General features: G+C 64.9%; 27 protein-coding genes and 2 pseudogenes. 4 read left to right on the plus strand and 25 right to left on the minus strand.

What is annotated here, in order from left to right:
• Window positions 1-13 precede the first annotated feature (13 nt).
• The 15 genes and pseudogenes from M3I53_RS05165 to M3I53_RS05235 form a co-directional block, all read right to left on the minus strand.
• Window positions 14-1,534, minus strand: coding sequence for an ATP-binding cassette domain-containing protein (locus tag M3I53_RS05165; RefSeq protein WP_254314895.1), 1,521 nt, complete (start codon window positions 1,532-1,534; stop codon window positions 14-16).
• Entirely contained in the window at window positions 1,531-2,457 is a 927-nt protein-coding gene (locus tag M3I53_RS05170; RefSeq protein WP_254314896.1) for a branched-chain amino acid ABC transporter permease, read from the minus strand. Before M3I53_RS05170 ends, M3I53_RS05165 begins: the two co-directional genes overlap by 4 nt.
• 23 nt (window positions 2,458-2,480) lie before the next feature.
• Window positions 2,481-3,356 carry a branched-chain amino acid ABC transporter permease gene (locus M3I53_RS05175; protein WP_254314897.1) on the minus strand — a complete coding sequence of 292 codons (876 nt, stop codon included), beginning with the start codon at window positions 3,354-3,356 and terminating at the stop codon, window positions 2,481-2,483.
• Window positions 3,357-3,446: 90 nt separating this feature from the next.
• Complete coding sequence (locus M3I53_RS05180) at window positions 3,447-4,712, minus strand: ABC transporter substrate-binding protein (protein WP_254315102.1); 1,266 nt, start codon at window positions 4,710-4,712, stop codon at window positions 3,447-3,449.
• Window positions 4,713-4,956: 244 nt separating this feature from the next.
• A complete protein-coding gene (locus tag M3I53_RS05185) occupies window positions 4,957-5,403 on the minus strand; it encodes a lipocalin-like domain-containing protein (protein WP_254314898.1) in 447 nt (148 codons plus the stop codon).
• Window positions 5,404-5,459: 56 nt separating this feature from the next.
• Window positions 5,460-5,714 (minus strand): hypothetical protein, encoded by a 255-nt coding sequence (locus M3I53_RS05190; RefSeq protein WP_254314899.1) that lies wholly within the window; start codon window positions 5,712-5,714, stop codon window positions 5,460-5,462.
• A 35-nt stretch (window positions 5,715-5,749) separates the two neighbouring features.
• Window positions 5,750-6,148 carry a VOC family protein gene (locus M3I53_RS05195; protein ID WP_254314900.1) on the minus strand — a complete coding sequence of 133 codons (399 nt, stop codon included), beginning with the start codon at window positions 6,146-6,148 and terminating at the stop codon, window positions 5,750-5,752.
• A gap of 67 nt (window positions 6,149-6,215) precedes the next feature.
• A complete protein-coding gene (locus M3I53_RS05200) occupies window positions 6,216-7,781 on the minus strand; it encodes a methyl-accepting chemotaxis protein (RefSeq protein ID WP_254314901.1) in 1,566 nt (521 codons plus the stop codon).
• 240 nt (window positions 7,782-8,021) lie between these two features.
• Entirely contained in the window at window positions 8,022-8,462 is a 441-nt protein-coding gene (locus M3I53_RS05205) for a CBS domain-containing protein (protein WP_254314902.1), read from the minus strand.
• A 171-nt stretch (window positions 8,463-8,633) separates the two neighbouring features.
• The gene (locus tag M3I53_RS05210) at window positions 8,634-9,656 is read right to left on the minus strand and encodes a DUF2891 domain-containing protein (RefSeq protein ID WP_254314903.1); all 1,023 of its coding nucleotides are present in this window, start codon (window positions 9,654-9,656) and stop codon (window positions 8,634-8,636) included.
• 10 nt (window positions 9,657-9,666) lie between these two features.
• A complete protein-coding gene (locus M3I53_RS05215) occupies window positions 9,667-10,617 on the minus strand; it encodes a DUF979 domain-containing protein (RefSeq protein WP_254314905.1) in 951 nt (316 codons plus the stop codon).
• The gene (locus tag M3I53_RS05220) at window positions 10,614-11,324 is read right to left on the minus strand and encodes a DUF969 domain-containing protein (protein WP_254314907.1); all 711 of its coding nucleotides are present in this window, start codon (window positions 11,322-11,324) and stop codon (window positions 10,614-10,616) included. Before M3I53_RS05220 ends, M3I53_RS05215 begins: the two co-directional genes overlap by 4 nt.
• Window positions 11,325-11,617: 293 nt before the next feature.
• A pseudogene (locus tag M3I53_RS05225) lies at window positions 11,618-12,381 on the minus strand (2OG-Fe(II) oxygenase).
• Between the two features lies 1 nt (window position 12,382).
• Window positions 12,383-12,934: a methylated-DNA--[protein]-cysteine S-methyltransferase gene (locus M3I53_RS05230; protein WP_254314908.1), complete on the minus strand. Its 552-nt coding sequence runs from the start codon at window positions 12,932-12,934 to the stop codon at window positions 12,383-12,385.
• A 25-nt stretch (window positions 12,935-12,959) separates the two neighbouring features.
• On the minus strand, window positions 12,960-13,685 hold the full coding sequence (locus M3I53_RS05235) for a 2OG-Fe(II) oxygenase (protein ID WP_254314910.1): 726 nt from the start codon (window positions 13,683-13,685) through the stop codon (window positions 12,960-12,962).
• Between the two features lie 243 nt (window positions 13,686-13,928).
• Between M3I53_RS05235 and M3I53_RS05240 the strand changes: the two genes are divergently transcribed.
• Entirely contained in the window at window positions 13,929-14,378 is a 450-nt protein-coding gene (locus tag M3I53_RS05240; RefSeq protein ID WP_254314912.1) for an ester cyclase, read from the plus strand.
• Window positions 14,379-14,570: 192 nt separating this feature from the next.
• Here the strand turns inward: M3I53_RS05240 and M3I53_RS05245 are convergent, their stop codons facing one another.
• The 10 genes from M3I53_RS05245 to M3I53_RS05290 all read right to left on the minus strand — a co-directional run bounded on the left by M3I53_RS05245 (window position 14,571) and on the right by M3I53_RS05290 (window position 24,375).
• A complete protein-coding gene (locus tag M3I53_RS05245) occupies window positions 14,571-14,912 on the minus strand; it encodes a Rieske 2Fe-2S domain-containing protein (protein ID WP_254314914.1) in 342 nt (113 codons plus the stop codon).
• A gap of 3 nt (window positions 14,913-14,915) precedes the next feature.
• A complete protein-coding gene (locus tag M3I53_RS05250) occupies window positions 14,916-15,236 on the minus strand; it encodes a YciI family protein (RefSeq protein ID WP_254314915.1) in 321 nt (106 codons plus the stop codon).
• Complete coding sequence (locus M3I53_RS05255) at window positions 15,233-16,105, minus strand: intradiol ring-cleavage dioxygenase (protein WP_254314916.1); 873 nt, start codon at window positions 16,103-16,105, stop codon at window positions 15,233-15,235. The genes M3I53_RS05250 and M3I53_RS05255 overlap by 4 nt, the downstream gene beginning before the upstream one ends.
• 55 nt (window positions 16,106-16,160) lie before the next feature.
• Entirely contained in the window at window positions 16,161-17,228 is a 1,068-nt protein-coding gene (locus M3I53_RS05260) for a maleylacetate reductase (protein ID WP_254314917.1), read from the minus strand.
• A 7-nt stretch (window positions 17,229-17,235) separates the two neighbouring features.
• Complete coding sequence (locus M3I53_RS05265; RefSeq protein ID WP_254314919.1) at window positions 17,236-18,702, minus strand: aldehyde dehydrogenase family protein; 1,467 nt, start codon at window positions 18,700-18,702, stop codon at window positions 17,236-17,238.
• Window positions 18,703-18,753: 51 nt separating this feature from the next.
• On the minus strand, window positions 18,754-19,773 hold the full coding sequence (locus tag M3I53_RS05270; RefSeq protein WP_254314920.1) for a hydroxyquinol 1,2-dioxygenase: 1,020 nt from the start codon (window positions 19,771-19,773) through the stop codon (window positions 18,754-18,756).
• Window positions 19,774-19,813: 40 nt separating this feature from the next.
• Window positions 19,814-20,308: a hydroxyquinol 1,2-dioxygenase gene (locus M3I53_RS05275; protein ID WP_254314922.1), complete on the minus strand. Its 495-nt coding sequence runs from the start codon at window positions 20,306-20,308 to the stop codon at window positions 19,814-19,816.
• A gap of 130 nt (window positions 20,309-20,438) precedes the next feature.
• On the minus strand, window positions 20,439-21,368 hold the full coding sequence (locus tag M3I53_RS05280) for a LysR family transcriptional regulator (RefSeq protein WP_254314923.1): 930 nt from the start codon (window positions 21,366-21,368) through the stop codon (window positions 20,439-20,441).
• 117 nt (window positions 21,369-21,485) lie between these two features.
• On the minus strand, window positions 21,486-22,769 hold the full coding sequence (locus tag M3I53_RS05285) for an MFS transporter (protein ID WP_254314924.1): 1,284 nt from the start codon (window positions 22,767-22,769) through the stop codon (window positions 21,486-21,488).
• A 520-nt stretch (window positions 22,770-23,289) separates the two neighbouring features.
• Entirely contained in the window at window positions 23,290-24,375 is a 1,086-nt protein-coding gene (locus tag M3I53_RS05290) for an FUSC family protein (RefSeq protein WP_254314925.1), read from the minus strand.
• On the opposite strand from M3I53_RS05290, the gene M3I53_RS05295 reads away from it, so the two are divergent.
• The 3 genes and pseudogenes from M3I53_RS05295 to M3I53_RS05305 form a co-directional block, all read left to right on the plus strand.
• A complete protein-coding gene (locus tag M3I53_RS05295; RefSeq protein WP_254314926.1) occupies window positions 24,374-24,634 on the plus strand; it encodes a hypothetical protein in 261 nt (86 codons plus the stop codon). The two genes, M3I53_RS05290 and M3I53_RS05295, sit on opposite strands and share 2 nt — an antisense overlap.
• A 63-nt stretch (window positions 24,635-24,697) precedes the next feature.
• On the plus strand, window positions 24,698-25,708 hold the full coding sequence (locus tag M3I53_RS05300) for a glycosyltransferase family 2 protein (protein ID WP_254314927.1): 1,011 nt from the start codon (window positions 24,698-24,700) through the stop codon (window positions 25,706-25,708).
• A 334-nt stretch (window positions 25,709-26,042) separates the two neighbouring features.
• Window positions 26,043-26,270, plus strand: a pseudogene (locus tag M3I53_RS05305) (GntR family transcriptional regulator); the annotation flags it as partial.
• Window positions 26,271-26,341: the final 71 nt, after the last annotated feature.

Consider the following 26,341-nt stretch of genomic DNA (forward strand, 5'->3'; position numbering starts at 1 on the left):
GTGCGCGTTGCCTTCAACGCGCAGCGCCCGAGGTCTGCGCATGAGGAGCGCTCGTGGGCACCGCTTCGAGAAAGCCGCGCCCCATCTCCGCCTCGAAACGGGAGGCACTCCCCTCCCAGACGATGCGCGCATGTTCCAGCACGTAGACGCGGTCCGCGTGCGGCAGGGCGAAGCGAACGTTCTGCTCGCCCAGCAGCACGGTAATGGGCGTGGACTGCTGCAGCGCATCCAGCGCCTTCGAAAGCTGTTCGAGGATCACGGGCGCGAGCCCGAGCGTCGGCTCGTCGAGGATCAGCAGCCGGGGCTGCGGCATGAGTGCACGCGCGATGGCCAGCATTTGCTGCTCGCCGCCTGAGAGCGTGCGCGCGGTTTGGCGCTGGCGCGACTTGAGGATGGGAAAGAGGTCGAAGAGCCACGTGAGCTGCTGCTTGCGCACCTCGTCCGATAGACGATAGCCGCCGAGTTCGAGATTCTCGCGCACCGTCATGTCGCCGAACAGTTCGCGCGTTTCCGGGCATTGCACAAGGCCCGCGCGAGAGACGGCCGCCCCGCTCATGCCCTTCAGATCGCGCCGGTCGAAGCGGATCGTCCCCCTGTACGGCAGGAGGCCCGAGAGCGCGTTGAAGAGCGTGGTCTTGCCGGCGCCGTTGAGGCCGACCACCGAAACGAACTCGCCCTCGCGCACGCTGAGGCTCACGCCGTCGAGCGCGCATGCCTTGCCGTACAGCACGCGCAAGTCCGAAACCTCGAGGATGGCGCGCTTCGCCTCGCCCGCGACGCCAGAGCGCTGACGCAGTTCCAGCTTGCCGCCCAGATACACGCGGCGCACCGTTTCGTTTTGCATCACCTCTTCAGCCGTGCCTTCGGCAACGTGCTCGCCGAGGTACATGGCGAGCACGCGGTCGGCGAGCGCCGAAAGGCTCTTGACGTTGTGATCGACCAGCAGCACCGCGCGGCCCTCCGCGCGAAAACCGCGAATCAGCTCGGAGAATGCCTCCGATTCCGCAACCGTTAGTCCTGCGAAGGGCTCATCGACGAGCACGACCTTCGGGTCGCGCGCAATCGCCTTCGCCATTTCCATACGGCGCAGGTCCGCGAACGGCAGTGTGGCGGGATGCCGATGCATGACGGCGGCCAGGCCCACGCGCGCGGCGATTTCCTGCGCGCGCTGATGCACATGCGGCTCTGCCGCGAGCTTGACGAGCGAGTCCGGCAGCAGCGCGAGCTTGATGTGCTCCAGCACCGTTTGCCGATGCAGCGGGCGCGAATGCTGGAACACGATACCCACGCCAGCGCGCGCAATGCGATGCGGCGCCCAGCCTGCCATCTCCACGCCGCTCACCTTGACCGAGCCCGCGTTGGGCCGCTCGATGCCCATAATGAGCTTCATCACGGTCGACTTGCCGGATCCGTTGGGGCCGATCAGGCCGAGTATCTCGCCAGGCCGGATGTCGAAGCCAATGTCCTTCACCGCGACGAGACCGCCAAAGCGCTTGGTCAGCCCGCGAACGGAGAGCAGCGGCGTGTCGTTCATTGGCGGGCCCTCGTACGCAGCAAGTTGCCGAGCAGGCCGTCCGGAAAGAACAGCACCGCCGCGAGCGCCACCGCTGCGACGACGAACGTGTTGAGCTGGCCGAGCGGGCGCAGGAACTCGCCGGCCACGATCAGGAAGATCGATCCGAGCACGGCGCCGAGTATCGTGCGGCGGCCGCCGAGCACGGCCGCGATGATGATCTGCACGCCGACGCTCAGGTCCACCACCGTACTCACGGATGCAGTGCCTTGATAGAACACCAGCATCGCCCCCGCCACGCCCGAAAACACGGCGCTGATGCAAAAGGCCACGAGCTTGTGCCGCGTGACGTTGAAGCCGAGCGCCTGCGCGCCGGTGGCATCCTGGCCGCTGGCCTGCAAGATGAGGCCGATCGCCGAGCGCGAGAGGCCGAACAGCAGGATTGCGCAAACCACCAGAAAAGCCAGCGCGATCCAGTAGTTATGGTTGGCGTCGATGGACATCACGTCGGGCACCATCATGCCGATCTCGCCGCCCGTCACGCCCGCGAAAATCACGATGGCGTTCTGCAGCAGCAGCACGGCCACGAGCGTGACGAGGCCGAAGTACGGGCCGCGCAGCCGCAGCGCGGGCACCGCGAGCAGCAGGCCGCCCACCAGCGCGAAGAGGCCGCCCGCGATCACGCAGACGGCAATCGGCAGACCCCAATGGGCGTCGATGATCGCCGCCGAATAGGCGCCGAGGCCGATCAGGAAGGTCGGGCCGAAATTGACCTCGCCGGCAAAGCCGAACAGTAGATCCCACGACATCGCGAATACGCCGAAGTAATACGCGACCGTGAGCACGCCGAGGATATACCCCGACATCCACCAAGGCAGCGTGGCCGCGCCGACGGCGAGCAACACGGCCACCCATAGCCCACGCGAACGAAGAAGACCGGACATGTCGATGTGCTCCCTTCGCTCGGTTAGCGACGGCCCAGGAAGCCCTGGGGCCGCACATACACGACGAGCACCAGCAACAGCAGCGCCGGAAGCGGCCGCAGCGTCGGCGCAACGAGATATGCGGTGACGGTCTCCAGATAGCCGACCACATACGCGGCCATCAACGACCCGGAAACGCTGCCAAGCCCGCCCAGCACGACGACGGAGAACGCGCTCGCCGTGAGTTGCCCGGCGTTGTTCGTACTCACGCCGAGGAACGACGCCAGCAGCACGCCCGCAATGCCCGCCAGCACGCCGTAGATGGTCCACGCGAGCAGATAGATGCGAGAGAGTTCGAAGCCGAGCAGCGTGAGGCCGCGCGGATTCATCGAGGCCGCTAGCAGCGCCTTGCCCGCGCGCGTGCGATTCACGAACAGCCACAGGAGGCCGATCACGGCCCAGCAGACCACGGCGATCATGATCTCGTTGAACGGCACGCGCACGCTGCCGATCATCGCCACTCCGCTGATGAGCGGGCGCATCGTCACGGGGTTGTCGGTGAAGAGCCAGGCCATGCCCTGCTGGATCATGATGCCCCACAGCAAGGTGCCGGTGAGCACGAAGATTTCCTTTTCTTCGCCCGGAATCGCGGCGGAACGCTGGATAGGCCGCACCACCATCAGATAGGTGACATAAGCCGTGACGAGACCGGCGACCACGCCAAGCAGCGTGCCGAGGTAGGTGCCGAGGCCCGCTTCGCCCGCGAGCATCCAGCCCATCAGCGCCGCGACGAGCATCACGCCGCCGTGCGCGAGATTCAATATGCCGGAGACGCCGAAAATCAGCGTGAAGCCGATGGCGCCGAGCGCGTAGAGCGAGCTGATGGCAAAGCCGTCGATGAGGATCTGCAGGAGCAGCATGTCCGGCCTTTCGTGTGGATCGGCGTGTTGCAACATGCGCCGTGCGCCCCATCAAAGGCGAGGGGCCGCACGGCGCGACGCACTGTGAAGCTAGTTCGCGCTAGCCTGCTGGAGCTTGATGAAGGTCGGGAACTTGACCTTGCCGTTCGCAACGGACTTTGGCCAGATCGCGATCTGCTTGCCGTCCTGCCACTGCAGGTTGATGCCGGTGATATAGCCGGGGCCGTACTTGAGCGCGTGCGTGAACTGGTCATCCTTGCCATAGAACTGCCAACGCCCGATCGTGCCTACGTAATCCGTCTTCTCGAGCGCGGCGACCATCTGGTCCGGATCGGTCGAGCCCTTGTTGCGCTTGATCGCATCCGCGAGGATGTACACGAGGTCATAGGTCGAGAAGCCGCAATACGCAGGCGACACACCGAACTTCTTCTGGTACGCATCCGCGAAGGGCACCGTCTTCGGCGTGATCGCCACGCCGGGCGCCGCTGCGGAAGCCGTGATCACGCCTTCCGTCGCGCCGTTCGTGTCCTTCCAGAAACTCGTGGTCGTGGCCTGCGAGCTTTGGCCCGACATCGGGATCGGCACCTGCTGATCGTGCCATTGCACCGTCGGCTGCACGCCCACGTGGCTGATGCCCGTGGTGATCGTATCGGGGTGCCTGGCCTCGATCTGATTGAAAATTGGTGTGAAGTCCGAAGTATCCGGATTGAAACGGATGTGATCCAGCACCTTGAGACCGGCCTTGGGCAGGCATTCCATGAAGCGCTCGTCGAGCGGCTTGGTCCATGCCGCGTCCTCGCTCATCACGACCGTCGACTTCATCTTGAACTGGCCGACGAGGATATCGTGCGAGAAATCGCAGATCGACTGCGCGATGAACGCCGACGTCATCCAGCCGTGGAACGTGTACTTGTAGTGGTCGTAGTCGTCGTGTACGTGCTTCGAAATATCGTTGCTCGCGGCGCCCGGCGTAACAAACGGCATTTTCAGGCGCGCCGACCACGGTTCCATGGCGAGCGCCACTTCGCTGATATAGCTGCCGATCACGGCGACCACCTTGTCCTGGGTCGCGGCGCGCTGGAACGCGCGCACGCCGTCCGAGGCCGACGAGTGGTCGTCATACGCGATGATCTGGATGGGCCGGCCATCCACGCCGCCGCTCGCGTTGATTTCGTCCGCGGCGAGCTGCGCCGCCTTGCTGATCGAGGCGCCCGCCACCGCGGACTCCTCGCTGATCACGCCGATCTTGATCGGGTCCCCCGCGGCATGCGCGCCGCCCGCGAGGCCCAGCCCTGCCGCCACCATACCCGTCGCCGCTACGCGATGAAGGTTTCGCCACGCGCCGTTACTGGACATCATGCATCTCCGATTCGCCAGGATCGTTGAGGAACATCTGCCCACTACATTGCTGCTTTGAAGAATGTGCCAACAACAGTATCACCAGCCTTCGCGCGCTCAATCGGGAAAAACGATGACAGGTAACATACGGATCGCGTGACGATTTCATGGTGCAAAGCGGCAAGAAAGTGCGCTGCCCCGCGCGGCTGCACACGCGAGGCGCAGCACTTCGGACACGTTCGGGACCGCTGAGCGGTACCGTCTATTCGACCTTCACCCACACCAGTTCGGAAATGCATTCTTTACCTGTCACCGGGTTGCGGCCAGGCAGTGTCGTCATATGCAGATATTTGCCGTCGATTCTGAAACGGCGCAACTGAATCGTGCCCGTCCATGATTCGTTCCACGATGCGTCGACGTGGTGGCTCACCACGTCGCCCTCGACGCTCCATGTGCCCGCATACGCGCACGAGCCATTGAAAAGCGCGATGCGCTCGGCGTCGGTCGGCACGAGGTCGGCTGGCGCGGTGCGGTTCTCCTCGAGCAGGATCGCGTACATGCGCTTATCGGGGCCGTAGTTGAGATAGCCACAAGGATGAGCGCCGAACAAATCGGTCTTTTCTCCGGTGGCCAGATCTTCGGTCGTGAACGATTGCAGCTTCCATGTGCCAGGCAGCGCAGCGCTGCCGGTTTGCTTTGCTCGCGCCATGGCGTTCCCCTTCAGGACAACTTAAGCAGTACGCTACGCCCCTGGAAACGAGACGCTCACTCGCGGTCCTTGCCCCAGCGCCAGCGAGCCGGCTCGCCCTTGAGCCAGCACACCGCAGAAAGCGCGAGCGTGGCGAGTATCACGAGCCCCGCAAATGCGAACGGATGCCCATGCGGTTCAAAATATACCGCGCCGAAGGCAATCGACAAGACGTACGCCACGAGCACCACCCAACCCTGCCAGGTGAGCGGAAGTCCCCACCCCCAACCGTAGCGCTTGGCTCGAAACCAGTATTTGCCGGTGCCTGTCATTTCCCCATATCCCGCGCCTGACGTGATGCGCGACGTCAGGCCGATGCAGTATGGCACACGGCCTCGAGCCGGTTGCCGGCCGGATCGATGAGAAAGGCGGCGTAATAGTCGGCGTGATAATGCGGCCGCAAGCCCGGATCGCCATCCGTGCGGCCGCCCGCCGCGACGCCGGCGGCATGGAACGCATCGACCTGCGAGCGTGTAGCGGCCTTGAAGCACCAGTGCCGCTTGTTCGGCTCGATGGCGCTGGCGTCCAGATAGATGGAAAGATACGACGACTGGGTTTCGCCTGCGTCGCAACGCTCGCCGTAGCCGAGCGCGTTGGGGCGGTCGTAGACCTTGAGCGCACCCAACGCATTCATGATCGCATCGTAGAAGGGGCGCGCTGCGTCGAGATCGGGCACGCCGATCGAAACGTGATCGAGAAGCTGCATGGTGCTGGAACTCCGCAGTCGTGAATGCACGACTATACCCGGCGAATCACACCCTGCAGCGTTCGCGTTACTGCGCGCGACCAGTGCGGAACACCGAAACCGCGGCGTTGAGCCGGTGCGCTTCGTTTTCGAGCGACGAAGCCGCGGCCGTTGCCTGCTCGACGAGCGCCGCGTTCTGCTGGGTGACGAGGTCCATCTGTCCAACGGCGACGTTGACCTGATCGATGCCCGTGCTCTGCTCCGAAGCCGCCGACGCAATCTCGTTCATGATCGCACTGACGCGCGCGATCGCTTCGACGATTTCGCTCATCGTCGAGCCCGAGCGCTCGACGAGGCCCGCGCCGGTCTCCACGCGCGAGGTCGACGACTCGATCAGTTCCTTGATCTCCTTGGCCGCCGCGGCGCTACGCTGCGCGAGCGAGCGCACTTCGCTCGCCACCACCGCGAAGCCGCGCCCCTCCTCGCCCGCGCGCGCGGCTTCCACGGCCGCATTGAGCGCGAGAATGTTGGTCTGGAACGCAATGGCTTCGATCACGCCGACGATCTCGCCCACGCGCCGCGAATCGCCCACGATGTCCTGCATCGTGCCGACCACTTCGCGCGAGAGCGCGCCGCCTTGCGCGGCGAGACCGGAGGCGCCCTCCGCGAGCGTGCTGGCCTGGCGTGCGTTTTCTGCGGTCTGCTTGACGGTGGAGGTCAGCTCTTCGATGCTTGCCGCCGTTTCCTCGAGCGAGGCGGCCTGCTCCTCGGTGCGCTGCGAGAGATCCGTATTGCCCGCGGCGATCTCGCTCACGCCCTTGTCGATCGACAGCGCGCCTTCGCGCACGCTGCTGACCGTCTTGATGAGTGCATCCTGCATCTGCCGCAGCGCGGCCTGCAGGCGGCCCATTTCGTTGTTGCTCGTCGTCTGCACCGTGCCGCTCAGGTCGCCGGCGGCGATGCGCTGGAACTGCGCGATGGCCGCGTCCACCGGATGCACGATCGCGCGCATGAGCGCCGCGCGGCCGATCCACGCGAACAGCAGCGAAAGCACCATGCCCACGCCCACCGCGATGCTCACCGCATTGAAACGGTCCTGCGCTTCCTGGTAGCGCTGCGCGCCGAGATCGATCTGGCGCTTCTCCAGCACGAGCATCGCCTTTTCATAGTCGGTGTAGAGCGACGGAAGCTTGTGGCCCTGCAGTTCCTGGAACGCGGTCTTGTCGCCGGCCTTGAGCGCCGCCAGTGCCGGCTCGAGGCCATCGTGCAGGAAGCTGTTGCGCTTGGCCTGCATGTCGGCGATCAAATCCTGCGCCTCGCCTTCTCCGCTCGCAATCGACAGATAGTGGTCCAGACGCTCGTTCGAGTTCTTCAGGTACTGATCGAAGCGCTTGAGCACCGCGTCCGCGGCATCGTGGTCGCCGAGATCGGAAAGCGAAGCGTTGGTGGCGAGCGCGAGGCGAAGACGCAGCAGCTGGCCGGCGCTGCCTTCCAGGTCGGCAACGGCCGGCGTATTGACGGTGTACATGGTGCGCAGCGACTCGTTGCCCGCTCGCATCGACAGGAGTCCTGTGGCGGCGCCCACGATCAGGACGATGCCGAAGAAGGCGATCATCAGGGTCAGGCTCGCGCGTATCGACAGCTTGTGAAGCATTCCTGGTCTCTCTTATGTGAGGCGCGCGGCTCTGGAGGCCGCGCGTGTCCCACTCGTTTTTCATCGAATGTTCCGGTGCGCCTACCCAGTGCAGCCCATGCGTTCAGGCTGATTAAGCGCCCAGTACATAACAACGGCAGCAAAGCCTGCGAACTTTATAGTTCTCAGCAAAGAAGTACGACCGTTAGCAGCACTTCGTAATACAGGCCAATATATGGGATGCATGCGAGCTAACCCGCATCACGCGCTGGCTTGCGCTGCACCCGCCTCGCGCTCGTCCGTCGGCACCAGATAGCGCAGCACATCGCGCCAGCTCACGATGCCCACGGGGCGAAATTCGGCATCCACAATGGGAATGCACGAAATCTTGTTGGAGAGAAAGAGGGCCACGGCGTCGGAGAGGCTCGACTCGGGACGCAGCGTGAGCGGTTTGCGGCTCATGATCTGGTGCACGCGTTTATTGAGCGTGCCGAGGTCGCGCGCGGATTCGACCACACTGTCGATGAACGGGCTGATCGCGCGCAGCAGGTCGCGATCGGAGACGACGCCTTGCAGCTTGCCCTCTTCGACCACGAGCAGATGATGGAAGCTCGCTTGCGCGAAGATCTCGCGCACGGTCGCGAGCGTGTCGTCGAAACCGACGGTGACGACACGGCTCGTCATGAATTTCTCTACTTGCATACCTTCCAGACCTGAATGGGTTCGATGTCCCGAGTCGGCCTATGCACAGCAGATTCCGGTGGCGGCTCAGGGCTTCAGCCCGTTATATCGACCGCCGGCGCGCAAATCTTCAGTCTGGAAAGCGGCGTGGAGCACGCGCGTAAGGCGCGCCCCACCTGGTTCATTCGTTTGTCATGCTTCGAGCGCGAGCGTCGCGAAGGTGGCAAGCCAGTGCTCACCCATATAGTCCCCGGCCACGTGGTCGAGCGCGCTGGCCAGATGCGAATGCGCGGCATCGTTGAGGACGGCCACGCGTGCGTCGCCCGCGGGCAGTGCGCGCGCAAGTGAGCGCTGACACCACGCGCGGCTCAGGTTGAGCCCGTCGAGGTGGGCGATCTTGCCGTCGCTGCGGTCGGTCACGGTGGCCGGCGTGAAGAGCGTGACCGGCTCTTGCACCGCGAGGTTGGGCAAGAAGCGCGTGAACCACGGCTCGAAATCCTGTGCGCCCAAGACGCGGCTCATCAGCAGGGCCACGCTCAGCGCGGGCGAGAGGAATTCGTCGCCGCCCGGCTCCCATGCCTGGCAGCCCGCGTCGTTCGCGTGCCAGCGCGTGGCGGTGTCTTCGATCAGCGTCACCAGCGCCGGACGCGAGGTGGCTTTCGCGAAGTCGTACGCGAGCGTGAGCGCGAACGCCGTATTGAAGTGAGTGCCCACTCGCAACGGATAGGTCGCCTTCGGCAGGAATTCCTCGAAGCGCTCGACGAACCAGTCGGTGAGCGGCGCCAGCGCCGCCTGCCAGCGCGCGGCCTGCGGCAGCTTCATCGACTCGACCAGCGCGTCGACCTGCGCCGCGAGCGCGAGCAGCCATGCCCAGCCATAAGGGCGCTCGAAACCGCGGTTGTGCGCGAGCGTGAGGTAGGCCATCTCGCCGGCCATCTTCTCCGGCGTGAAGTGCTCTTCGACCACGGCGACGATCTGCGGCCCCTCGGGCAGGTCCGGAAAGCGCTCCAGCAGATGCAGCACGAGCCAGTAGCCGTGCACGCACGAATGCCAGTCGTAGCTGCCGTAGAAGACGGGATGCAGCGCCCGCGGGCCTTGCACGTCCTGCGGGCCTTCGAGCGAGTGAGTCAGCTTGTTCGGGTACTCGCGCGTGAGGTGGGCAAGCGCGAGCGAGGCGAACTTCGAGGCATGGGCGGCGGTGAGGTGTGTGGTCATCGTGAGCTCATCAGAACCGGAAAACGAAGGCGTACATCAGCAGCGTGTTGACGACGAGCAGCAGCACGGCGGTCGGCCATTGCGCCTTGATCACGCCGTTCTTGTCGCTCAATTCGAGCAGCGCAGCGGGGACGATGTTGAAGTTCGCGGCCATCGGCGTCATGAGCGTGCCGCAGAAACCCGAGAGCATGCCGATAGCGCCGAGAATCGCCGGGTTGCCGTGGAATTGATGCACGATCAACGGCAGGCCGATGCCGGCGGTCATCACCGGGAAGGCGGCGAACGCGTTGCCCATGATCATCGTGAAGAGGGCCATGCCGAAAGTGTAGGCGGCCACGACCGCGAACGCCGAATTTTGGGGAATCCAGTTCGTCACGAGCTCGGACACCACGTGGCCTACGCCCGCCGCGGCGAACAGCGCGCCGAGCGCCGCGAGCATCTGCGGCAGGATGGCGGCCCAGCCCACGGCGTCCATGGTGTGCCGCGCGCCCTTGAGCGCTTGCACGGGCGAATCGCGCAACATGACGAGCGCCGCGCCGAACGCAACGAGCGTGGCGATCACGAGCGAGATGAGCGTGACGTTCTTCGCTTCGACGAAGGGCGCGTACTTGAGCGTGAGCGTGCCGACGAGCGTCACGACCGGGATGAGCAGCGCGGGAATGAAGAGCCGGCTGCCGAAGCGCCGCGCCCCTTGCTCGCGTCGCGCCTCGGCTTTGGCGTTGTCGCTGGCCGCGGGGCTGCGGCCCAGCCTGCCCGAGCCCGCCATCAAGGCGAGCGCGATGGCGAGGCAGCCCATCACGAAATGCGGCAGCACGCCGCCGAACAGGAACGTCACGGCATAGACGCCCCAGAACACGAAGTTGACGACGCGGCGCGGGTTCGCGCGGTCGAGCAGGTTGAAGAGGGCGAACGACGCGAACATCAGGCCCGCAACGACATAGAGCGATTCGAGCTTGATCACGATGCGGCTCCCTCGCGCCTTGCGGCGCGCTGCGCATTGGCCGCGCCCACGCGGCGCGAAAGATCGTGATCGAGCAGCTTCAGGCGCACGCAGTGGATGAGGAGCGCCGCGACCGCCGTGGGAATCGCCCAGACCGAGACCTGCAGCGGCTGCACGATGATGCCGTTCTGCTCGAGGAAGCCCTTGATGAGGAGGATCGACTGAATCGCGATGAAAATGTCTTCGCCGAAGAACACGGCGATGTTGTCGACGGCCGAGGCGTTGGCGCGGATCTGCTGGCGCACGGCGTCGGGCACCTCGCCGAAGCGCTTCGTGGCGGCGGCTTCGGCCATGGGCGCGATCAGCGGACGGACCATCTGCGCATGGCCGCCCAGCGACGTGAGGCCGAGCGCGGCCGTGACCTGGCGGATCACGAAATAGAGCATCAGCACGCGGCCGGTGGTGGCAGCGTGCACGCGCGAAATGAGGTGCTTTGCCTGCTCGCGCAGGCCGTTGCGCTCGAGCAGCGCGATCACGGGCAGCGTGAGCCAGATGAGGCCCATATAGCGGTTGTCGGCGAACGCCTTGCCGAAGGCGCTGACGATCTCGACCGTGTGCAGGCCGCCCGCAAGCCCCGTCGCAATGCCCGCCGCAGTCACGACGAGCAGCGCGTTCAGGCGCAATGCGAAGCCGATCACCACGATCGGCACCCCTATCAAAACCAGCATCTCTCCTCCGCCTTATGTCTTTGCGCCGGTCTCGTTGACACGGCCGCGCGGGCGCGCGCTTCCCCGTTGCGCCCAATTCAGCCCAGGAATCTATCACGACAATTTATCGATAAATAGTCGATAAAGTCTTTATAGGGGAAGTCCCTGGGCGATGGGGATCATGTGGACGCGAGTCGGTGCCGCCGCGCAGTAGCGCGGCGTTGGTCTGGGGTGGGCGGGCTTGACAGTTAGTTGCAACTAATGCGACGGACTGCAATGCCTGCGCGCGCCGCAGCGCGGCTGCGCGGCATGAATCAGGTGTCGAGATCAAATGCGCGTTGATCGATTGCCGCTTGCGGCGCGTCGTGGAACGACAACTCGACGCCGATGCGCTCGCCACTGCGCACGCGGCTGATGGCATGCCGGAGGTTCACGCGGTAGTAGCCGCTGTTGCCCTTGAACGGCCGCTGGGCCGTGGCGATGATCGCCGCGTCGCCCAAGCCGAGCGGAACGACCGTCGGACGCGACTGCATACGCGGACGCTGCTCCGTCAGCACCAGTTCGCCGCCCGCGAACTCCTTGCCCGGCGCGGAGAGCAACGCGACCACTTGCAGCGGAAACACATGATCTCCGTCGCTGCGCTGATGCAGTGCCAGATAGTCGTCAGTGCCGAGTTGGTTCAAATGCGACTGCGCCTGCGTTTGCCCGCTCGCCGGTTGCGCTCCCGAAATGCCTCTAGCGTCGCCGGAAATCGATAAGGCATGCCAAGCATCTCGTTCCATCGATTGGCGATGGGCGTCAACTGACGATAGAGATCCGTACGCCATTGCGCCCACGGCTGCGGCAGCGCGGCGCCGAAATACAGCAGATCGCCACGGCCGAGATCGAGCGAGTCCAGCGCAACGCGGCGCAATGCACTCGATGTGCCGGCGTCGCGCGCGAGCAGGCGGGCTTGGTCGGCGCCGGCTAGCCGAGGCAGTACCGCATAACCTTCGCTGTCCAGTTGCGCGGCGATTGCGCTCCAATCGAGCTTGTCGAATGCGTCGGCAGATGAAGTCACGGGCAAGGTCATATTCATTTCAAAAACCCGGCAGCGTCGCCGTCTGCGGAATCTCGCGCGTGGCGGGAATCGACCTCTCGTGTTCGAGCAGCCAGCGCTTGCGATGCAGGCCCCACGCGTAGCCCTTCAACTCGCCGTTGCTCGCGATCACGCGATGGCACGGCACGACGATCGCGATGGGATTCGCGCCGTTCGCCGCGCCGATGTCGATCGCCGCGCGCGGGTCTTCGAATCCCAACGCTCTCGCGAGCTTCCCGTAGCTGGTGGTGGTACCGGCCGGAATGCGGCGCAACGCGGCCCAGACCTTTTCTTCCAGGTCCGAGCCCGCCATGACGACCGGGAGAGCATGGAGCGCGTTCAATTCGCCCGAGAAATAGCGCGTCATGGCGTCGGCAATCGAAGCCGGCGCGGCGGCGTCGATCAATTCGGCGCTGCCGTAACGATCGCGCAGGCCGCGATGCAGACGCGAGCGGTGATCGGAGAATTCGAGCGCGTGCAGTCGATGCTGCGCGTCGCTCACCAGCATGAGGTCGCCAAGCGGCGACTCGATATGGCTGAGAAACAGTTGCATGATGCGCTCCTTCGCGTCCTGCGCGCTAACGTGAATCGTGAAAAATCAGGCCGACGGTATGACGCTTGCCGCTGCGCACGACGCTCACGCCGTGCCGCATCGCGACCCTGCGCGTGCCGCCGCGCCGGTTCGCAGCCGGCCGCTGGTTGACGGTGAACAGCACCGCGTCGCCCTGCTCCAGTGGAATCACTTCGGCACACTGACCGTTCGACGCGCTCTGCGTCATCACAAATTCGCCGCCCTCGAAATCGACGCCGGGCCGGGAGAGCAGCATCGCCACCTGCAGCGGAAACACATGTTCGCCGTAAAGGTCCTGGTGCAGGCAGTTGTAGTCGCCCGGGCCGTATTCGAGGATGAGCGGTGTCGGGCGCGTTTGCCCCGCGCGGTGACACTGATCGAGAAAGGCGTCGAGGTCGGCCGGGTACTGCGTGTCGATCCCAAGTTGCCCGTTCCAGCGGTTGGCGATAGGCGCGAGGTACGGATAGAGCGCATGCCGCAAGCGCTGAAGCAGCGACGGCAGCGGATACGCGAAGTACTTGTATTCCCCGCGCCCAAAATTGTGGCGCGCCATGACGATGCGCGAGCGAAAGCCTTCGTCCCTCGCATAAAGGGCGGCGAGCTGCGCACATTGTTCGGGCCTGAGCACGCGGGGCAGGACGGCATAGCCGCGCGCATCAAGCGATCGCTCGATCTCAACCCAGTCGTACGTTGCGGCTTCCGGCTTCTGAGCCCGCATGGCTCCGGTTTTCATCGCGTCTGTCCCTCCTCTCGCAAGCGGCATTCTCGCCGATCTGCCATACAGACCAACGATACGCCAACGCCCCGCGCGTTCCGATCCGAATGTTGCGCTCTAATTCAGCGCGCGCCACAGCGTGAATGCCACGCGAATGTCACGGCAAGAAACGGGTATCTGCGCGGTTTGCCGGTCGATATCGTTCGTTTCAGGCGGAGCAATCCTGCTTCGCCGTGAATCGAGATCAGCAAGGAGTCGAACATGTCGATGGAAGAGGACAACAAGGCGATCGTTGGCCGCTGGTTCACGCGCTTCTGGGGCGAAACCTGCGACCTCAGCGTCGTAGACGAGCTGGCCGCGCCGGACATGCTGCTCAAGTATTCGCTGCACGAGCCGCGCCGCGGCCGCGAAGACATCAAGGCGTTCATGACCGGCTTTCGCGCCGCATTCCCCAATCTGAGCTTCTGGGGCGCGGCCGATCTCATCGCCGAAGGCGAATACGTGGTGGGTCAGTGGGAAGGCGGCGGCACCCATTCGGGTCCGGCGTTCGGGGACTTTCTCGCGGGATCGTTGCCGGCGGCGAGCGGCCGCAAGATGCATTTCACCGGCACGACCGTGTTGCGCCTGAAAGACGGAAAGATCGTCGAGGAGATCGGGCTCGACGACGGCGTAACCGCGCTCACGCAGCTCGGGCTCATCAAGCGAGTCTGATTGCGCGGCGAATGGAAGGTCTCACATAGGGAGTCGAATCATGTCACAGCTTGCTCCGCTCCTCGCCCTTCACGCGCTCGCCGCTCAACGCGGCGACGGGCTGCGGCCTGAACTTCTCGCACTGTTCTTGCGCCAAGCCCAATCCGATGCCGGACTCAGCGCGAGCATCGATCCGCCGTGCGTCGAAGACAGTCAGGCGCCGCCGCAATGCGCCACGACGTTGGACTGCGCATCGAGCCAAACGGGAATGGCATCGAGCTTTGCTCCCGCGCACGGGCCTTCGATGCACTGCCCGTCTTCGAAACGAAACAACGCGCTGTGATGCGCGCACATGATCACCTGTGCGCGGTACGTCGGCACATGGCCCGGCTCGTAGTCGAGCGGCACCGAGAAGTGCGGGCAGCGGTTCGCGTACGCCCATACTTTGCCGGCCCGCCGCACGACGACGACGGGCCGCCCCGCCAGCGCGGCGTCGATCACGCGCGCGCCGCCGTCGGGCACATCGTCGAGGCAACACAGGCACACGGTCGGCATGATTCACACTCTTTGCTCAGGATTGCCAAGATTCCAGTCCCACGGACGGATCTCGACGTGTTCGAACAAGCCCGCCAACGTGTAAGGATCGTCGCGCACGAAGCGCATCACGTCGTCGTATCCTTCCGCCTCGATAACGAGCAGCGTGCCGTTGAGCGCGTCGCAATGCGGCGCGAGCGTGGAGCCGCCCAGCCGCACGAAAACCCCGCGCTGCGAGGCCGAGCGCAGATAGGTGCGATGCACTGCGCGCTCGCGCTCGCGGACGTCGCGCATGCCGGGCTTGTCGGTGGCGAATACGGCGTAGTAACGCGTGTGCGGTCTCATGCGCGCTCCAGCACGAAGTCGTAGCGCGCCTCCCGAAAGCCGCCCTCGAAACCGAACTGCTGCGCGGCCGCCTCGCCCGCCGCGTGCTCGCGATAGTCGACGAGCAGCGACGGCTTCACGCCGAACACCGCATCGGAATCCAGATACGGGTCGTTCTGGTTGAACAGATGCGTCACGAGCGTGCTGTGGCCCGGCGCCGTGATCATGAAGTGCAAATGGGCGGGCCGCCACGGATGCCGCCCCGTAGCGTTGAGCATGCGGCCCACCGGGCCATCGGTCGGAATGGGATAGCACACGGGCACAATGGTGCGGATCGCGTAACGGCCTTCGGCATCGGTGCGATAGCGGCCGCGCAGGTTGCCGTGCGGCTGTGCGGTGTCCTGCCCCGAGTACATGCCGTTGTCCGCCGTCTGCCACACGTCGAGCAGCGCGTTCGCGACGGGCTTGCCGTCGGTCGTCAGCACGCGGCCATGCACGAGGGCAGGCGTACCCGGCGTGAACGCCATGTTCTCGCCATAGCCTCGTTCCGGCATGCCTTCGATATAGAACGGGCCGAACACGGTCGTATCGGTCGCGCCTGTCGCGTAGCGATGATTGATCGCGTCGACGAGCATCGAGACGCCCAGCGTGTCGGAAAGCAGGATGAATTCCTGGCGCACGACGTCGTCGCACATCTGGCCCGTCTCGGTCAGGAAGCGGATCGCGGCGAACCATTCCGCCTCTGTCGGCTCCACTTCGCGCACATAGGCGTGCAGATGCCGCACGAGACTTTGCATCAGCGTACGCAGGCGCGCGTCGGGTGTGTTCGCGAACCGGCCCACGACCTGTTCCGTCAAGGCGCGTTCGGCCTCGGTGCCATGCATCGACATGGTTGTCTCCTTTCCTTCGTTCTTTACGCCACGCACGCGGCGTGGCGCGGCCCAATTAGCGCGGCGCCGCGCCTTCCCATGCCCGTTGCAGCAATGCACGGATCGCCGCGCGCTCCAACGGTCGCGGATTAGGGTAGGCATTCGTGCACGCAAGATCAGCGGCTTCGTCGAGGCCCGTTTCGGGCATACCGATTTCCTTGAGCGACATTGGAATGCCAAGCGACTCGTTCAACGCATAGAGCCGCGCCCCGGCTTCATCCGCCTGCGCGCCGCCGAGCGAACGCGCCACCCGCTCGAGCGCCTGTGGCGCCGCAGCGCTGTTGTAGTGCGCCGTATGCGGCAGCATGACCGCATGCGTTTGCGCATGCGGCAGATTGAAGGTGCCGCCGAGCGTGTGGCAGAGCTTGTGATGCAGCGCCATGCTCACAGCGCCCAAGGAAGTTCCCGCGAGCCACGCGCCATAGAGCGCGCGACTGCGCATTGCCGCGTCGTCCAGGCGACGCACGACGCCGGGCAGCGCTTCGCCCAACGCGCGAATCGATTCTTCGGCCATCAGGCTGATCACCGGGTTCGCGTCCTCTGCGTAGAGCGCCTCGACCGCGTGCGCCATTGCGTTTATGCCCGAAGCCGCCGAAATGCCGGCCGGCAGCGAGACGGTGAGCGACGGGTCGTAGATGACGGTGCGTGGCAGCACGCGCAGGTCGCGCCCGGTCTTTTTCAGGCGCCCTTCGGTGAGACCGTAGATGGGCGTCATCTCCGAGCCCGCATAGGTCGTGGGCACGGCGACGATCGGCAGCGCCGATTCGAGCGCGATGGCCTTGCCAAGGCCGATGGTCGAGCCGCCGCCCACGGCCACGCAGCACTGCGCGTCCAGCGCCGCCGCTCTCTCGCGCGCGGCCCGCGCGACCTCCACGGGCACGTGCATGACCGCTTCGGCGTGGATGCCCGCGGCGCGCTCGCCGAGCAGGCGCGCGACTTCTTCAGCGAGCGGCCGCTGCTCGGGCGTCGACAGGATCAACGCGCGGCGCGCGCCCAGCCGGTCCACTTCTTCGGGCAACCGCGCGAGGTTGCCCCAGCCGAACACCACGCGCGACGGCGAGCCCTGATAAACGAAGCGATCCATACGTGCCTCAACGCTTGAAGTGGGGCGGCACATGGGCGTCCACGTTGACCCACACCGAGCGGGCCTCCGTGTAGTCGTGCATCGCCTCGAAGCCCATTTCGCGGCCGTAGCCCGATTGACCGACGCCGCCGAACGGGCTACCCGGATTCACGCGCTTGTAGCAGTTCACCCAGCACATGCCCGCCTGAATCTTGCCCGCGATGCTGTGTGCGCGCGAGAGGTCACGCGTCCACAGGCCGCTGCCGAGACCGTAGTCGGTGCCGTTGGCAATGGCGAGTGCCTCTTCGTCGGACTTGAAGCGCAGCACGGTCACGAACGGCCCGAACACCTCTTCGTGCGCGATACGATCGTCCGGCGTCTTCGCCTCGATCACGGTGGGGCGCACGTAGTAGCCGTTGGCGAGCGCGGGGTCCTGCGGCGCACTCCCGCCCGTGAGGACCCGCCCGCCCTGCTCGCGCGCCACATCCACGAAGGCCTTCACGCGTTCCAGATGCTGCAGCGAAGTGAGCGGCCCCATTTCTGTTTCGGGGTCCAAAGGATTACCGACACGAATAGAGGCGGCGAGCGCCACGAAGCGTTCGAGAAATTCGTCGGCGATGCGCTCGTGCAGCACCAGACGCGAGCCCGCAATGCACGCCTGCCCCTGGTTGTGGAAGATCGCCCAGGCCGCGCCGTTGATGGCGGCGTCGAGATTGGCGTCGTCGAACACGATATTGGCGCCCTTGCCGCCCAGTTCGAGCTGCACGCGCTTCAGGTTGCCCTTCGAGGCCTCCACGATGCGCCGCCCCGTAGCCGTCGAGCCGGTGAAGGCGATCTTGCCCACGCCCTCGTGTTCCGCAAGCCGCTGGCCGGCCGTATGTCCGTAGCCCGGCACGATGTTGACGACACCCGCGGGAAAGCCCACTTCCGCCATCAGCTCGACGATGCGCAGCGTGGAAAGCGGCGTGATTTCCGAGGGCTTCAGCACGACCGTGTTGCCGGCCGCGAGCGCCGGGCCCATCTTCCAGCTCGTGAACATGAGCGGGAAATTCCACGGCACGATCTGGCCCACCACGCCAATGGGCGCGCGCTGCACGTAGTTGAGAAAGCCCGCTTCGACCGGTATGACCGAGCCTTGCAGCTTGTCGGCCATGCCGCCGAAGTAGCGGAAGCACGCCGCCGTGCGCGGCACGTCCAGCGTGCGCGAATCGCGGATCGGGTGCCCCGTGTCGAGCGATTCCAATTGCGCGAGTTCTTCGCCGTTCGCTTCGATGGCGTCGGCCAGACGCAGGAGCAGGCGGCCACGTTCGGCGGCCGGCATCGCCGCCCACTGCGGGAAGGCGCGCGTAGCGGCGGCCACGGCCAGATCGATGTCCGCGGCGGTGGCGGCGGCGATCTTCGTGATCAGCGAGCCGTCGTGCGGATTGAGCACGTCGATGGTGCCGCCCTCGACGGCGTCAACGAAGCGGCCGTCGATGAACAATTGCGTTTGCATGGGTAAATCCTCGGTTGATGCTTAGGCGTGCTGCGTAGCTGCGAAACTCGTTCAGAACTCGACCGGATAAGGCTTGAGTTCGCCGCTCTCGTAGCGCGTGGGCAAGCCAGCGGTCGCGTTCTCCCACACGAGCAGCATCGACCGCTTCGTCGAATAACCTTGGTGGCGGATATCGGCGGGCATGGCGCAAATGTCGCCCGCGCGCATGGTGATGCGTGCGCGCGGCGCGCCGGTGTTCTTGTCGCCGATGTCCCAGACGATCTCGTCGGAAAGCTGCAGGAACCACTCCACGCGGTCGTTGCCGTGGAAGACCGGCAGGATGTATTCCTCCGTGGTCGGGCAGAACAGGCTCTGGCCGCACACCGAAGTGACCGAGGGGTTCCATGTCACGTCCGAGCGCGAAAGGTACTTGAAGAGGTTGAACGCGTGCAGCTCGCCTTCGAAACCGGGCTCGGCGTGCACTTCGGGGCTGTCCTGAGGCACGTCGGCGAAGGCGCGGTTCACCGGCAGGTCGTCGCGCAGCGGCGAGTCGCCTTCGAGGCCCGGCATGCGGCGCGTGGCGATGCGCGTGCGCTCGATGGCGGCGTCGTTCTCGCCATGCTTGCGGCCGAATGCGGTGCCGGTTTCCTCGGGCGCGGCGAACGGGTCGAAGCCTTCGTTGGTCCAGTCGTGCAGGATCGCCTTGAAGGTCGCCATGATGGTGGGCGTTTCGAATGTCTCGATATAGTCCACGCCGGCGTCCTTCATGATGCCGTTGAACGAGCCCGCATATACGTCCACCTTGCCGTAGTGATTGCGCGTGCCGAACACGTGGTCGAAGTTCACCCAGCCGTAGAAGAAGCCCCAGGCCACGTCGCGCATCATGGCGCGCAGGAAGGCGTCGGCGGGGATGGCGTGCGTGCGCGTCTGCCCCTTCGCGGGCCACAGCACTTTCACGAAGTACTCGTCGCGCGTGAATTCGAAGGCGCCGAGCGTGTAGCGGCGATAGCCGGTCACGGCGTCGGGCTCGCTTGCGCGTACGGTGTCGGCGGCAAAACCTGCGGAATGGTCGAGGGTATCGAGGGTGGCCATGTGGGTCTCCAGTAGTCGGCTGATCGGTTAGCGCGTGTTTTCAGTGCAGGCAGATATCGGCCCACTTCTGCACGGACAGTTCACCGGCCATGGTCTGCACGAGCGCCACGCCAGCCTTCTGCGCGCTAAAGCGATACGCGCAGCCGGCCGGCAGCAGCGCTTGATGGCCGCGGCGCAACACCACGTGGCCCATCTTGCGGCCCGCAGGCTGCTCGCCCGCGGCGACCGTCCCCGTACCGCCCTTGGGCGGCGTATCGAGCTTGATGAAGTCGATGCGCACTTCGCCATCCATCAGGATCACGAACTCATCGTGCGCGCAGGCGAACCAGCGCGATTGCCCTTCCGTGCGCAGCACCTCGATCACGTAGTCGAGGTTCTTGCCGACCACGACCTTTTCGTAGGGCGCCGAGCTTGCGGCGACTTCGAAGACGTTCGAGAAAACATAGTGGCGGGCGTCGCCGCTCGTGATTTCGATCTCGCCCTTGCGGTACTGCTCGAGCGAGCCGAAGACGGTGTGGAATGACGAATCGGTCATGGCTGTCTCCTGTTTTGGAAGGTTCGTTGGAGTCAACTTTAGGAGCGCTGCGCAGTGGCAACAACCGGCGGCCAGGCGACTACGGCATTCGCGTTTCGCAAATAATCGCGGCAGGCAATCGTCGCAAGCGCTAGCGCACCCAGCCGCGCTCGATCAGCGGCACGTCCCACGCGGGCTCGGGGCCCAGATATTCGGCCAGAAACTCCACCAGCGCCTTCACTTTCAGGGCCTGGCGCTGCGTGGAGGGATATACGGCGGCAAAGCTCAACGCTGAAAGATGGTAGTCGGTGAGGATCGGCACGAGCGAGCCGTTGAGCAGCGCCTCGCTCGCTACGAGCGTAGGCAGGCACACCACGCCGCCGCCCGTGAGCGCGTAGTCGCGCAGCAAATGCACCGAGTTCGAGCGGATCATGCCGGGCAACTCCATCTCCACCACTTCGTCGCCGCGTGTCATCGTCCAGCGGTTACGCGAGGGATAGCCGGAATAGAGCGCCGTGGTGTGCTGCAGCAATTCGCGCGGATGCTGCGGCGCGCCATGCTCTTCTACATAAGCGGGCGTGGCGCAAAAGAGCCGCCGCACCGAAAAGAGCCGTCGCTCGATCAGCGAATCGGAAATCGGCGGGAAGATCTGGAACGCGACGTCGAAGCCTTCTTCGATCGGATCGACCACGCGGTCGTTGACGATCACATCGAGCTGGATGCCTGGATAGCGGCGATTGAACTCGGCGAGCGGCGCGCCGAAATGGCCCAGCGCGAAGCCCGGCAAGATCTGGAGGCGCAGCCTGCCCGTGGGCGTGGCGCGCAGTTCGCGCATCTGGTCGGTCAGCTCGTTCACGCGCCCCACCACCTCCGCGCATTCACGATAAAACGCCTCTCCGACTTCGGAGAGGCGCACGTGCCGCGTGCTGCGATGAAAGAGCGGTGCGTTGACGAACTTCTCCAGTTGCTGGATGCGGTTCGTCACGACCGAACTGGTCACGCCGAGTTGCCGGGCCGCCTCCACGAAACTGCTCGTTTCCGCCACGCGCACAAACGCTTCGATGCTCAAGAATCGGTCCATGCTCCTCTCTTCTTCACGGGTTCGGGCCATCCAAGTATAGGGCCCGCCCCCAATCGCTCGCGCCGCTCCTGCACGGGCGGCGCGGCCACAGAAGTCGACACGGACCGCGCGTGCACACTACTCGGCCTGCCCCGCTGCCGGCAAGGGCGCGGCGGGGACAGGTGGGGCAGCGGCCTCGCTGCGGCGCAGCTTCGCTGGTGCGGTTTCCTTGAGGAAGAGGCTCACCAGCACGCCGAGGAAAACAGCGCCGATCGGCAGCCACAAAATGTTCTGGATACCGAAATGCGCTGCAACGAATCCGGCGAGCGCGGGCGCCACGCCGCCGCCGAAGATTTCGCCCGCGCCCACCACCAGCCCGATCGAAGTCGAGACCATGCCGGCCGGGGCGGCTTCGGTGGCAACCGGTCCCGAGAGCAGCGAAACGAGGCCGAGCGTGAAGAACGACGCCGCGAACAGCACCGCGAAGAGCGCGAACGGCTGTGCGCCCAGACCCCGAAACACGATTAGCATCACAGCGGTGCCCACGAAGCCGATGACGCTCGCGAGGCGCCGGCCCAGCAGATCCGAAAGCCCCGGCAAGCCGAACTGTCCGACGAAACCACCAAAGCCGATTGCCGAGGCCACCACGCCCATGCGCTGCATGTCGAGCGAAAGGTACTGCGTGAGATAGAGCGGCAGCATGGCGCCGAGCACGAACACGCCCGTCATGGCGCAGAAGAGCGCGACCATCGCCACGGGAATGTTGCGGCTGCGGAGCACGTCGCGCCAGTGGCCGCGTTCGGCCTTCGCGGCAGACGCACCCGATTGACGCGCAAGCGCGCCTTGCGGCTCGCGGATCACGCGGTACATCAGCAAGCCAAGAATCAGACCCGGCACCGAGACGAGTGCGAACACCCCGCGCCAACTCATTACGCCCAGCAACTGCGTGGCGATGATCGGCGAAAGCGCGAGCCCGAACAGCGCGAAGCCGCTTTGCTGAAGCCCGAGATTGAAGCCGCGGCGCTTCGGGTGCGAGGCATCGGCCGTGGCGGCGAAGCTTGTCGGGCAGAACGAGCCTTCGGCCACACCCATCAGCGCGCGCACGGCGAGCAGGCTCGCGAAGCCGCCTGCGAGGCCCGAGAAACCCGAGAGCAGCGAGAACGCAATGATCGCCGGAATCAGCACCTTGCGCCGCCCCACCTTGTCGGACATGCCGCCCATGACCGCCGCGAACACGCCCCACGAAAGGCCGAGTATGCCGATGCAATTGCCGACGTCCTGCGCATTGAGGTTGAGGTCTTTCATGATGGACGGGAACAGCGGCGCGATCAGCCAGCGGTCGAGGCCCACGAGGCCGAAGCCCAGCGCCAGCAGCGTCACGGCTTTCCATTCGTAGGCCGTGTCCCATGTGTTCGGTTTCATCTCTGTCTCCTCGGGCCGGCCGGATGCCGCGCCACACGCTCATGTACAAAAACGGGTGTGCGACGCGACGTGCGCCACGGTGCTGGACGCCATCGACATCGACGACGCAAAGATAGTCGCAAGCGCAGCGTAATCAGTACCGGATAACGCCCGAATACGTCATTCGCGGATCGCGAACAATCGGGCGCGAAAGGCCGCCGGGCACGTCAGCCGGGACGCTGCGAGCGGTGCGCACCACGCGTTGCGCCGCGGCGCGCCCACCCCAGGACAATTACGGGTAGACGCTCGCGGGCGCGGCGGGCGGTAGGCATTCAACGCATGAGTTGCGCGAGCCCGAACGCGACGCCCGGCACGAGAATCAACACCAGCAGCGCGACGATGTTGGCGCACAGAAAGTGGACCGTCCCACGGGATCGAACGGCTCTTCAAGGTGGAGGAGAGGGCCGCGCGCCATCCGGGCGATCTCCAGGCCGCTGCCGCGCGGATCGCCGGCAAGATCCGCGAGGAATGAGCGCAGCGATCAGGCTTTGCGCAAGTGTTCGGTATGCATGTCGCTCAAACGGCTCAGCAGGATGCCGTAGCCGGTCAAATGTCCGAGATAGACGCTCGTGAATACGCCCGTTGCGGGCAGCGCTTCGACAAGCGCATTCAGCTCCTCCCGCGTCAGCGGCGCCACGAGCAGACCTGGGCGCTCCACCCGCAGGTCGGCCTGTGAGGCCAGTTGCCGATGCACGTCCACGAGGCGCGCGAGGCCGCGCCGGTATGCCTCTTTCCATTGCGCATCTAGCGCCTCGTATTGCGCATTGAACGTGTCGAGCGTTTCGAGGAAGCCGACGATCGAGTCGAACAGCTCGTGGTAGCACGAAAACAGCGGCAGGCGATCGCGATTGCGTTTTAGATGCGCCGACACCCACGACTGCTCCAGGTCCGACTTGAGGAGATCGTGCGCCTGCTTCAGATTGCTGCTCGACACCCGCAGCGCAGCGGTCGCCGATTTCAGCTTCGCGCGGTCCAGCGTTTTCGTTGCGACCTCGGCGAGCAACGCCTCGGCCTGGGCGTTGCCGTCGTTCACGAGCGTATTCGCCCAGAAACCGTGATCGGGGGGAAAAGCAATCTGCTGGATGACGAAACCGAGCAGCATGCCGAGCACCACGCCTATCAGCCGTTGCTCCAGCAGCGGTATGTGTTCGCCCGTGTAGAGCACGAGCGTCATCGGCACGGTGATGCTCGTCATCTGGAACACCGAAGGCCGGATGCGCACGATGGTGAAGATCACGAGCGGCAGCAGGATGACGCCCAGCCACAGATGCGGCGCGGTGAGCCAGATCAGGAGCGTGCCGATCGGCATCGCAACGAGGTTCGACATCACGCGCTTGTAGAAGTACCCGCGTGCCGCCGAGATGGAACTGCCGAGCGCGAGCGTGAGCATGGCCGAGCCGGAGAGGGCGACCGCCGCCTCGGGATAGCCGCACGCGTATGGAACGCCGAAGCCGATCCACATACCGAGCGTCAGTTTCGTGTATTTCGCGAGTTCGGAGAGAGAGAAACGTGCGAGCGCACGGCGAAACGGCGTGAGCGGTTTGTGGGCGTAGGAGATGGAGGCCATGGATGCCAGCGGTCGTTTCAGGCGGAGCGCCAATGCTAACGCGAATGACATGACTGTTCCGGCACTCAGTCCATCTTCGACGTCGTCCCTTTTATTGCAGGCCCGGATTTTCTTTCCGATTCATCAGATAAAACAAGTCATTTTGCGCGAATGCCCGCCGTTGGGGCTCGGCGGGCCGCGCTGCGCAAACCTCATTCCTTGCGAATTATTTTCAATTTCTTTCCGGTTTTGTTCATTTACCGTCATGTGCAACGGATGAAGTTCGTATTACGAACGGAGCTTTGCGAACGTCTCCGTATCCCTCAAGCACTGGGGTCTGCCCATGACGACAACAACGAAGGTCTCCATTTGCCTGCCGACGTACAACCGGCCTGAACTGCTGGTTCGCTGCATCGACTCGTGCCTCATGCAAACGCATGCGAACATCGAGATCGTGATCGGCGACGATTCGAGCGACGATCGCACGCAGCAACTGATCGCCTCGCGTTACCGCGACGACCCGCGCATCGCCTACCGGCGCAACGTGCCGGCGCTCGGCCAGGCGCCCAACGTGGCCAGCCTCTTCGAGCGCGCGAGCGGAGACAAGATCCTCCTGATCCACGACGACGACTATCTGCTCGTGCATTGCATCGAGAAGCTGCTTGCACAGTGGGGACGTTATCCGGATCTGGAAGTCGCGTTCGGCGATCAATACGAAACCGATCACGACGGGCGCATCATGCACGCGGCTAGCGAGCGCATGAACATCGCGTATCACCGTACGGCCAGCGCCGCGGGACTGCAACACCCGCCGGGCCGCGTGGGCATCGTGCAAATGTTCCCCAACAACGGCTGGCTCGCCGATGCGGCGCTCGTCAAGCGCATCGGCTACGACGACCATTACGGCACCTGCTGCGATTACGTGTTCGGCACGCGCCTGTGCCTCGCGGCAAAACGCGTGTGCTACGTGAACGAGTACGTCTCGTGCTATCGCATTACCGACGTTTCGGTATCCCAGGCGACGCGCACGAGCATCAACGCGTCGTCGATCTCAGCGTGGCGCTTCCTCAAAAGCCTCGCGCTGCCGCCCGAACTCGAACCGGCTCGCAAGCTCGCCATGCGCCGGCTCGTGCCGATCGTGGTCTCGCTGCTCGCGCGCAATCGCGAGGCGCGCGCTGGTCTGCAGCTCGCGCTCGGCAATCTCTACGCGTACCGCTTCGGCTTCAGCCCGCGACTCTACTACCACCTGCTGATGATCTGGAAAGCCACGCGGCGGCGCGGCACGGAGTCCGTCGCCCTGTTGGGCATGAAGGACGAGCACGTCGTGAATACGTCCCGAACGCGCATGCCGTAGCAGACACATCACGCCGTGAACGGGGCCGCAGGTCCGGGGTGCACCTTTCGTGACGGGCTCGAAGTCGTCCGTCTCGTTGGAATACGCGCACATGGCGTTGGCGAGCGCACCTGTACATGGCGTCTCCTTGCCGGACCGGTATTCGATTGGATTGCCTTTTAGTGTCGACAGTTGGATTCGGCATATGGCGAATTCCCGCCTTTCTCCGGGACCTTCTCGCAACCGTGTCTACATCTCCGTAACCGCCCTGCGATTTCGAGAGCGAAGCGGGCGGCGGATTTGTTACACTCCGCGGCGCTGCGCCCGGTCGCGGCGTCCCGGGGAAAGAAAGCGCATGGATGAAGACGTCGGCGTACTGGCCGCCCTGGAAACCGGCGAGCAGTCGAGCGTCGCCGAGATTGCCGACTGAGTGGCGCGCGGCATCATCGAAGGCCGGCTGCGTCCCGGCGACGACCTGAATTCGGTCGATCTCGCCAAACGCTTTGGCGTGAGCCGTATGCCCGTGCGTGAGGCGCTTTTCGCGCTCACGCGCGAAGGCCTCGTCGACTGGTCGCCGCGCCGCAGCCTGCAGCCTGTGCCGAGCATGTGCCCTCGCTGCGCCCCTTTTTATTGACGCGGATGCCGCGTCGAACG

This window comes from Paraburkholderia sp. CNPSo 3272, assembly GCF_024206495.1.
Taxonomy (GTDB): domain Bacteria; phylum Pseudomonadota; class Gammaproteobacteria; order Burkholderiales; family Burkholderiaceae; genus Paraburkholderia.

Excerpts from the sequence above, each read along its gene's own strand:
- M3I53_RS05290 (WP_254314925.1), bottom strand. The coding sequence starts at position 24,375 with ATGGCCTCCATCTCCTACGCCCACAAACCGCTCACGCCGTTTCGCCGT.
- M3I53_RS05185 (WP_254314898.1), bottom strand. The coding sequence starts at position 5,403 with ATGGCGCGAGCAAAGCAAACCGGCAGCGCTGCGCTGCCTGGCACATGG.
- M3I53_RS05180 (WP_254315102.1), bottom strand. The coding sequence starts at position 4,712 with ATGTCCAGTAACGGCGCGTGGCGAAACCTTCATCGCGTAGCGGCGACG.
- M3I53_RS05285 (WP_254314924.1), bottom strand. The coding sequence starts at position 22,769 with ATGAAACCGAACACATGGGACACGGCCTACGAATGGAAAGCCGTGACG.
- M3I53_RS05165 (WP_254314895.1), bottom strand. The coding sequence starts at position 1,534 with ATGAACGACACGCCGCTGCTCTCCGTTCGCGGGCTGACCAAGCGCTTT.
- M3I53_RS05205 (WP_254314902.1), bottom strand. The coding sequence starts at position 8,462 with ATGCAAGTAGAGAAATTCATGACGAGCCGTGTCGTCACCGTCGGTTTC.
- M3I53_RS05170 (WP_254314896.1), bottom strand. The coding sequence starts at position 2,457 with ATGTCCGGTCTTCTTCGTTCGCGTGGGCTATGGGTGGCCGTGTTGCTC.
- M3I53_RS05220 (WP_254314907.1), bottom strand. The coding sequence starts at position 11,324 with ATGCTGGTTTTGATAGGGGTGCCGATCGTGGTGATCGGCTTCGCATTG.
- M3I53_RS05200 (WP_254314901.1), bottom strand. The coding sequence starts at position 7,781 with ATGCTTCACAAGCTGTCGATACGCGCGAGCCTGACCCTGATGATCGCC.
- M3I53_RS05300 (WP_254314927.1), top strand. The coding sequence starts at position 24,698 with ATGACGACAACAACGAAGGTCTCCATTTGCCTGCCGACGTACAACCGG.
- M3I53_RS05250 (WP_254314915.1), bottom strand. The coding sequence starts at position 15,236 with ATGAGACCGCACACGCGTTACTACGCCGTATTCGCCACCGACAAGCCC.
- M3I53_RS05175 (WP_254314897.1), bottom strand. The coding sequence starts at position 3,356 with ATGCTGCTCCTGCAGATCCTCATCGACGGCTTTGCCATCAGCTCGCTC.
- M3I53_RS05235 (WP_254314910.1), bottom strand. The coding sequence starts at position 13,685 with ATGAAAACCGGAGCCATGCGGGCTCAGAAGCCGGAAGCCGCAACGTAC.
- M3I53_RS05230 (WP_254314908.1), bottom strand. The coding sequence starts at position 12,934 with ATGCAACTGTTTCTCAGCCATATCGAGTCGCCGCTTGGCGACCTCATG.
- M3I53_RS05275 (WP_254314922.1), bottom strand. The coding sequence starts at position 20,308 with ATGACCGATTCGTCATTCCACACCGTCTTCGGCTCGCTCGAGCAGTAC.
- M3I53_RS05295 (WP_254314926.1), top strand. The coding sequence starts at position 24,374 with ATGGATGCCAGCGGTCGTTTCAGGCGGAGCGCCAATGCTAACGCGAAT.
- M3I53_RS05210 (WP_254314903.1), bottom strand. The coding sequence starts at position 9,656 with ATGACCACACACCTCACCGCCGCCCATGCCTCGAAGTTCGCCTCGCTC.
- M3I53_RS05260 (WP_254314917.1), bottom strand. The coding sequence starts at position 17,228 with ATGGATCGCTTCGTTTATCAGGGCTCGCCGTCGCGCGTGGTGTTCGGC.
- M3I53_RS05255 (WP_254314916.1), bottom strand. The coding sequence starts at position 16,105 with ATGTCGATGCATGGCACCGAGGCCGAACGCGCCTTGACGGAACAGGTC.
- M3I53_RS05280 (WP_254314923.1), bottom strand. The coding sequence starts at position 21,368 with ATGGACCGATTCTTGAGCATCGAAGCGTTTGTGCGCGTGGCGGAAACG.
- M3I53_RS05190 (WP_254314899.1), bottom strand. The coding sequence starts at position 5,714 with ATGACAGGCACCGGCAAATACTGGTTTCGAGCCAAGCGCTACGGTTGG.
- M3I53_RS05270 (WP_254314920.1), bottom strand. The coding sequence starts at position 19,773 with ATGGCCACCCTCGATACCCTCGACCATTCCGCAGGTTTTGCCGCCGAC.
- M3I53_RS05265 (WP_254314919.1), bottom strand. The coding sequence starts at position 18,702 with ATGCAAACGCAATTGTTCATCGACGGCCGCTTCGTTGACGCCGTCGAG.
- M3I53_RS05195 (WP_254314900.1), bottom strand. The coding sequence starts at position 6,148 with ATGCAGCTTCTCGATCACGTTTCGATCGGCGTGCCCGATCTCGACGCA.
- M3I53_RS05245 (WP_254314914.1), bottom strand. The coding sequence starts at position 14,912 with ATGCCGACCGTGTGCCTGTGTTGCCTCGACGATGTGCCCGACGGCGGC.
- M3I53_RS05240 (WP_254314912.1), top strand. The coding sequence starts at position 13,929 with ATGTCGATGGAAGAGGACAACAAGGCGATCGTTGGCCGCTGGTTCACG.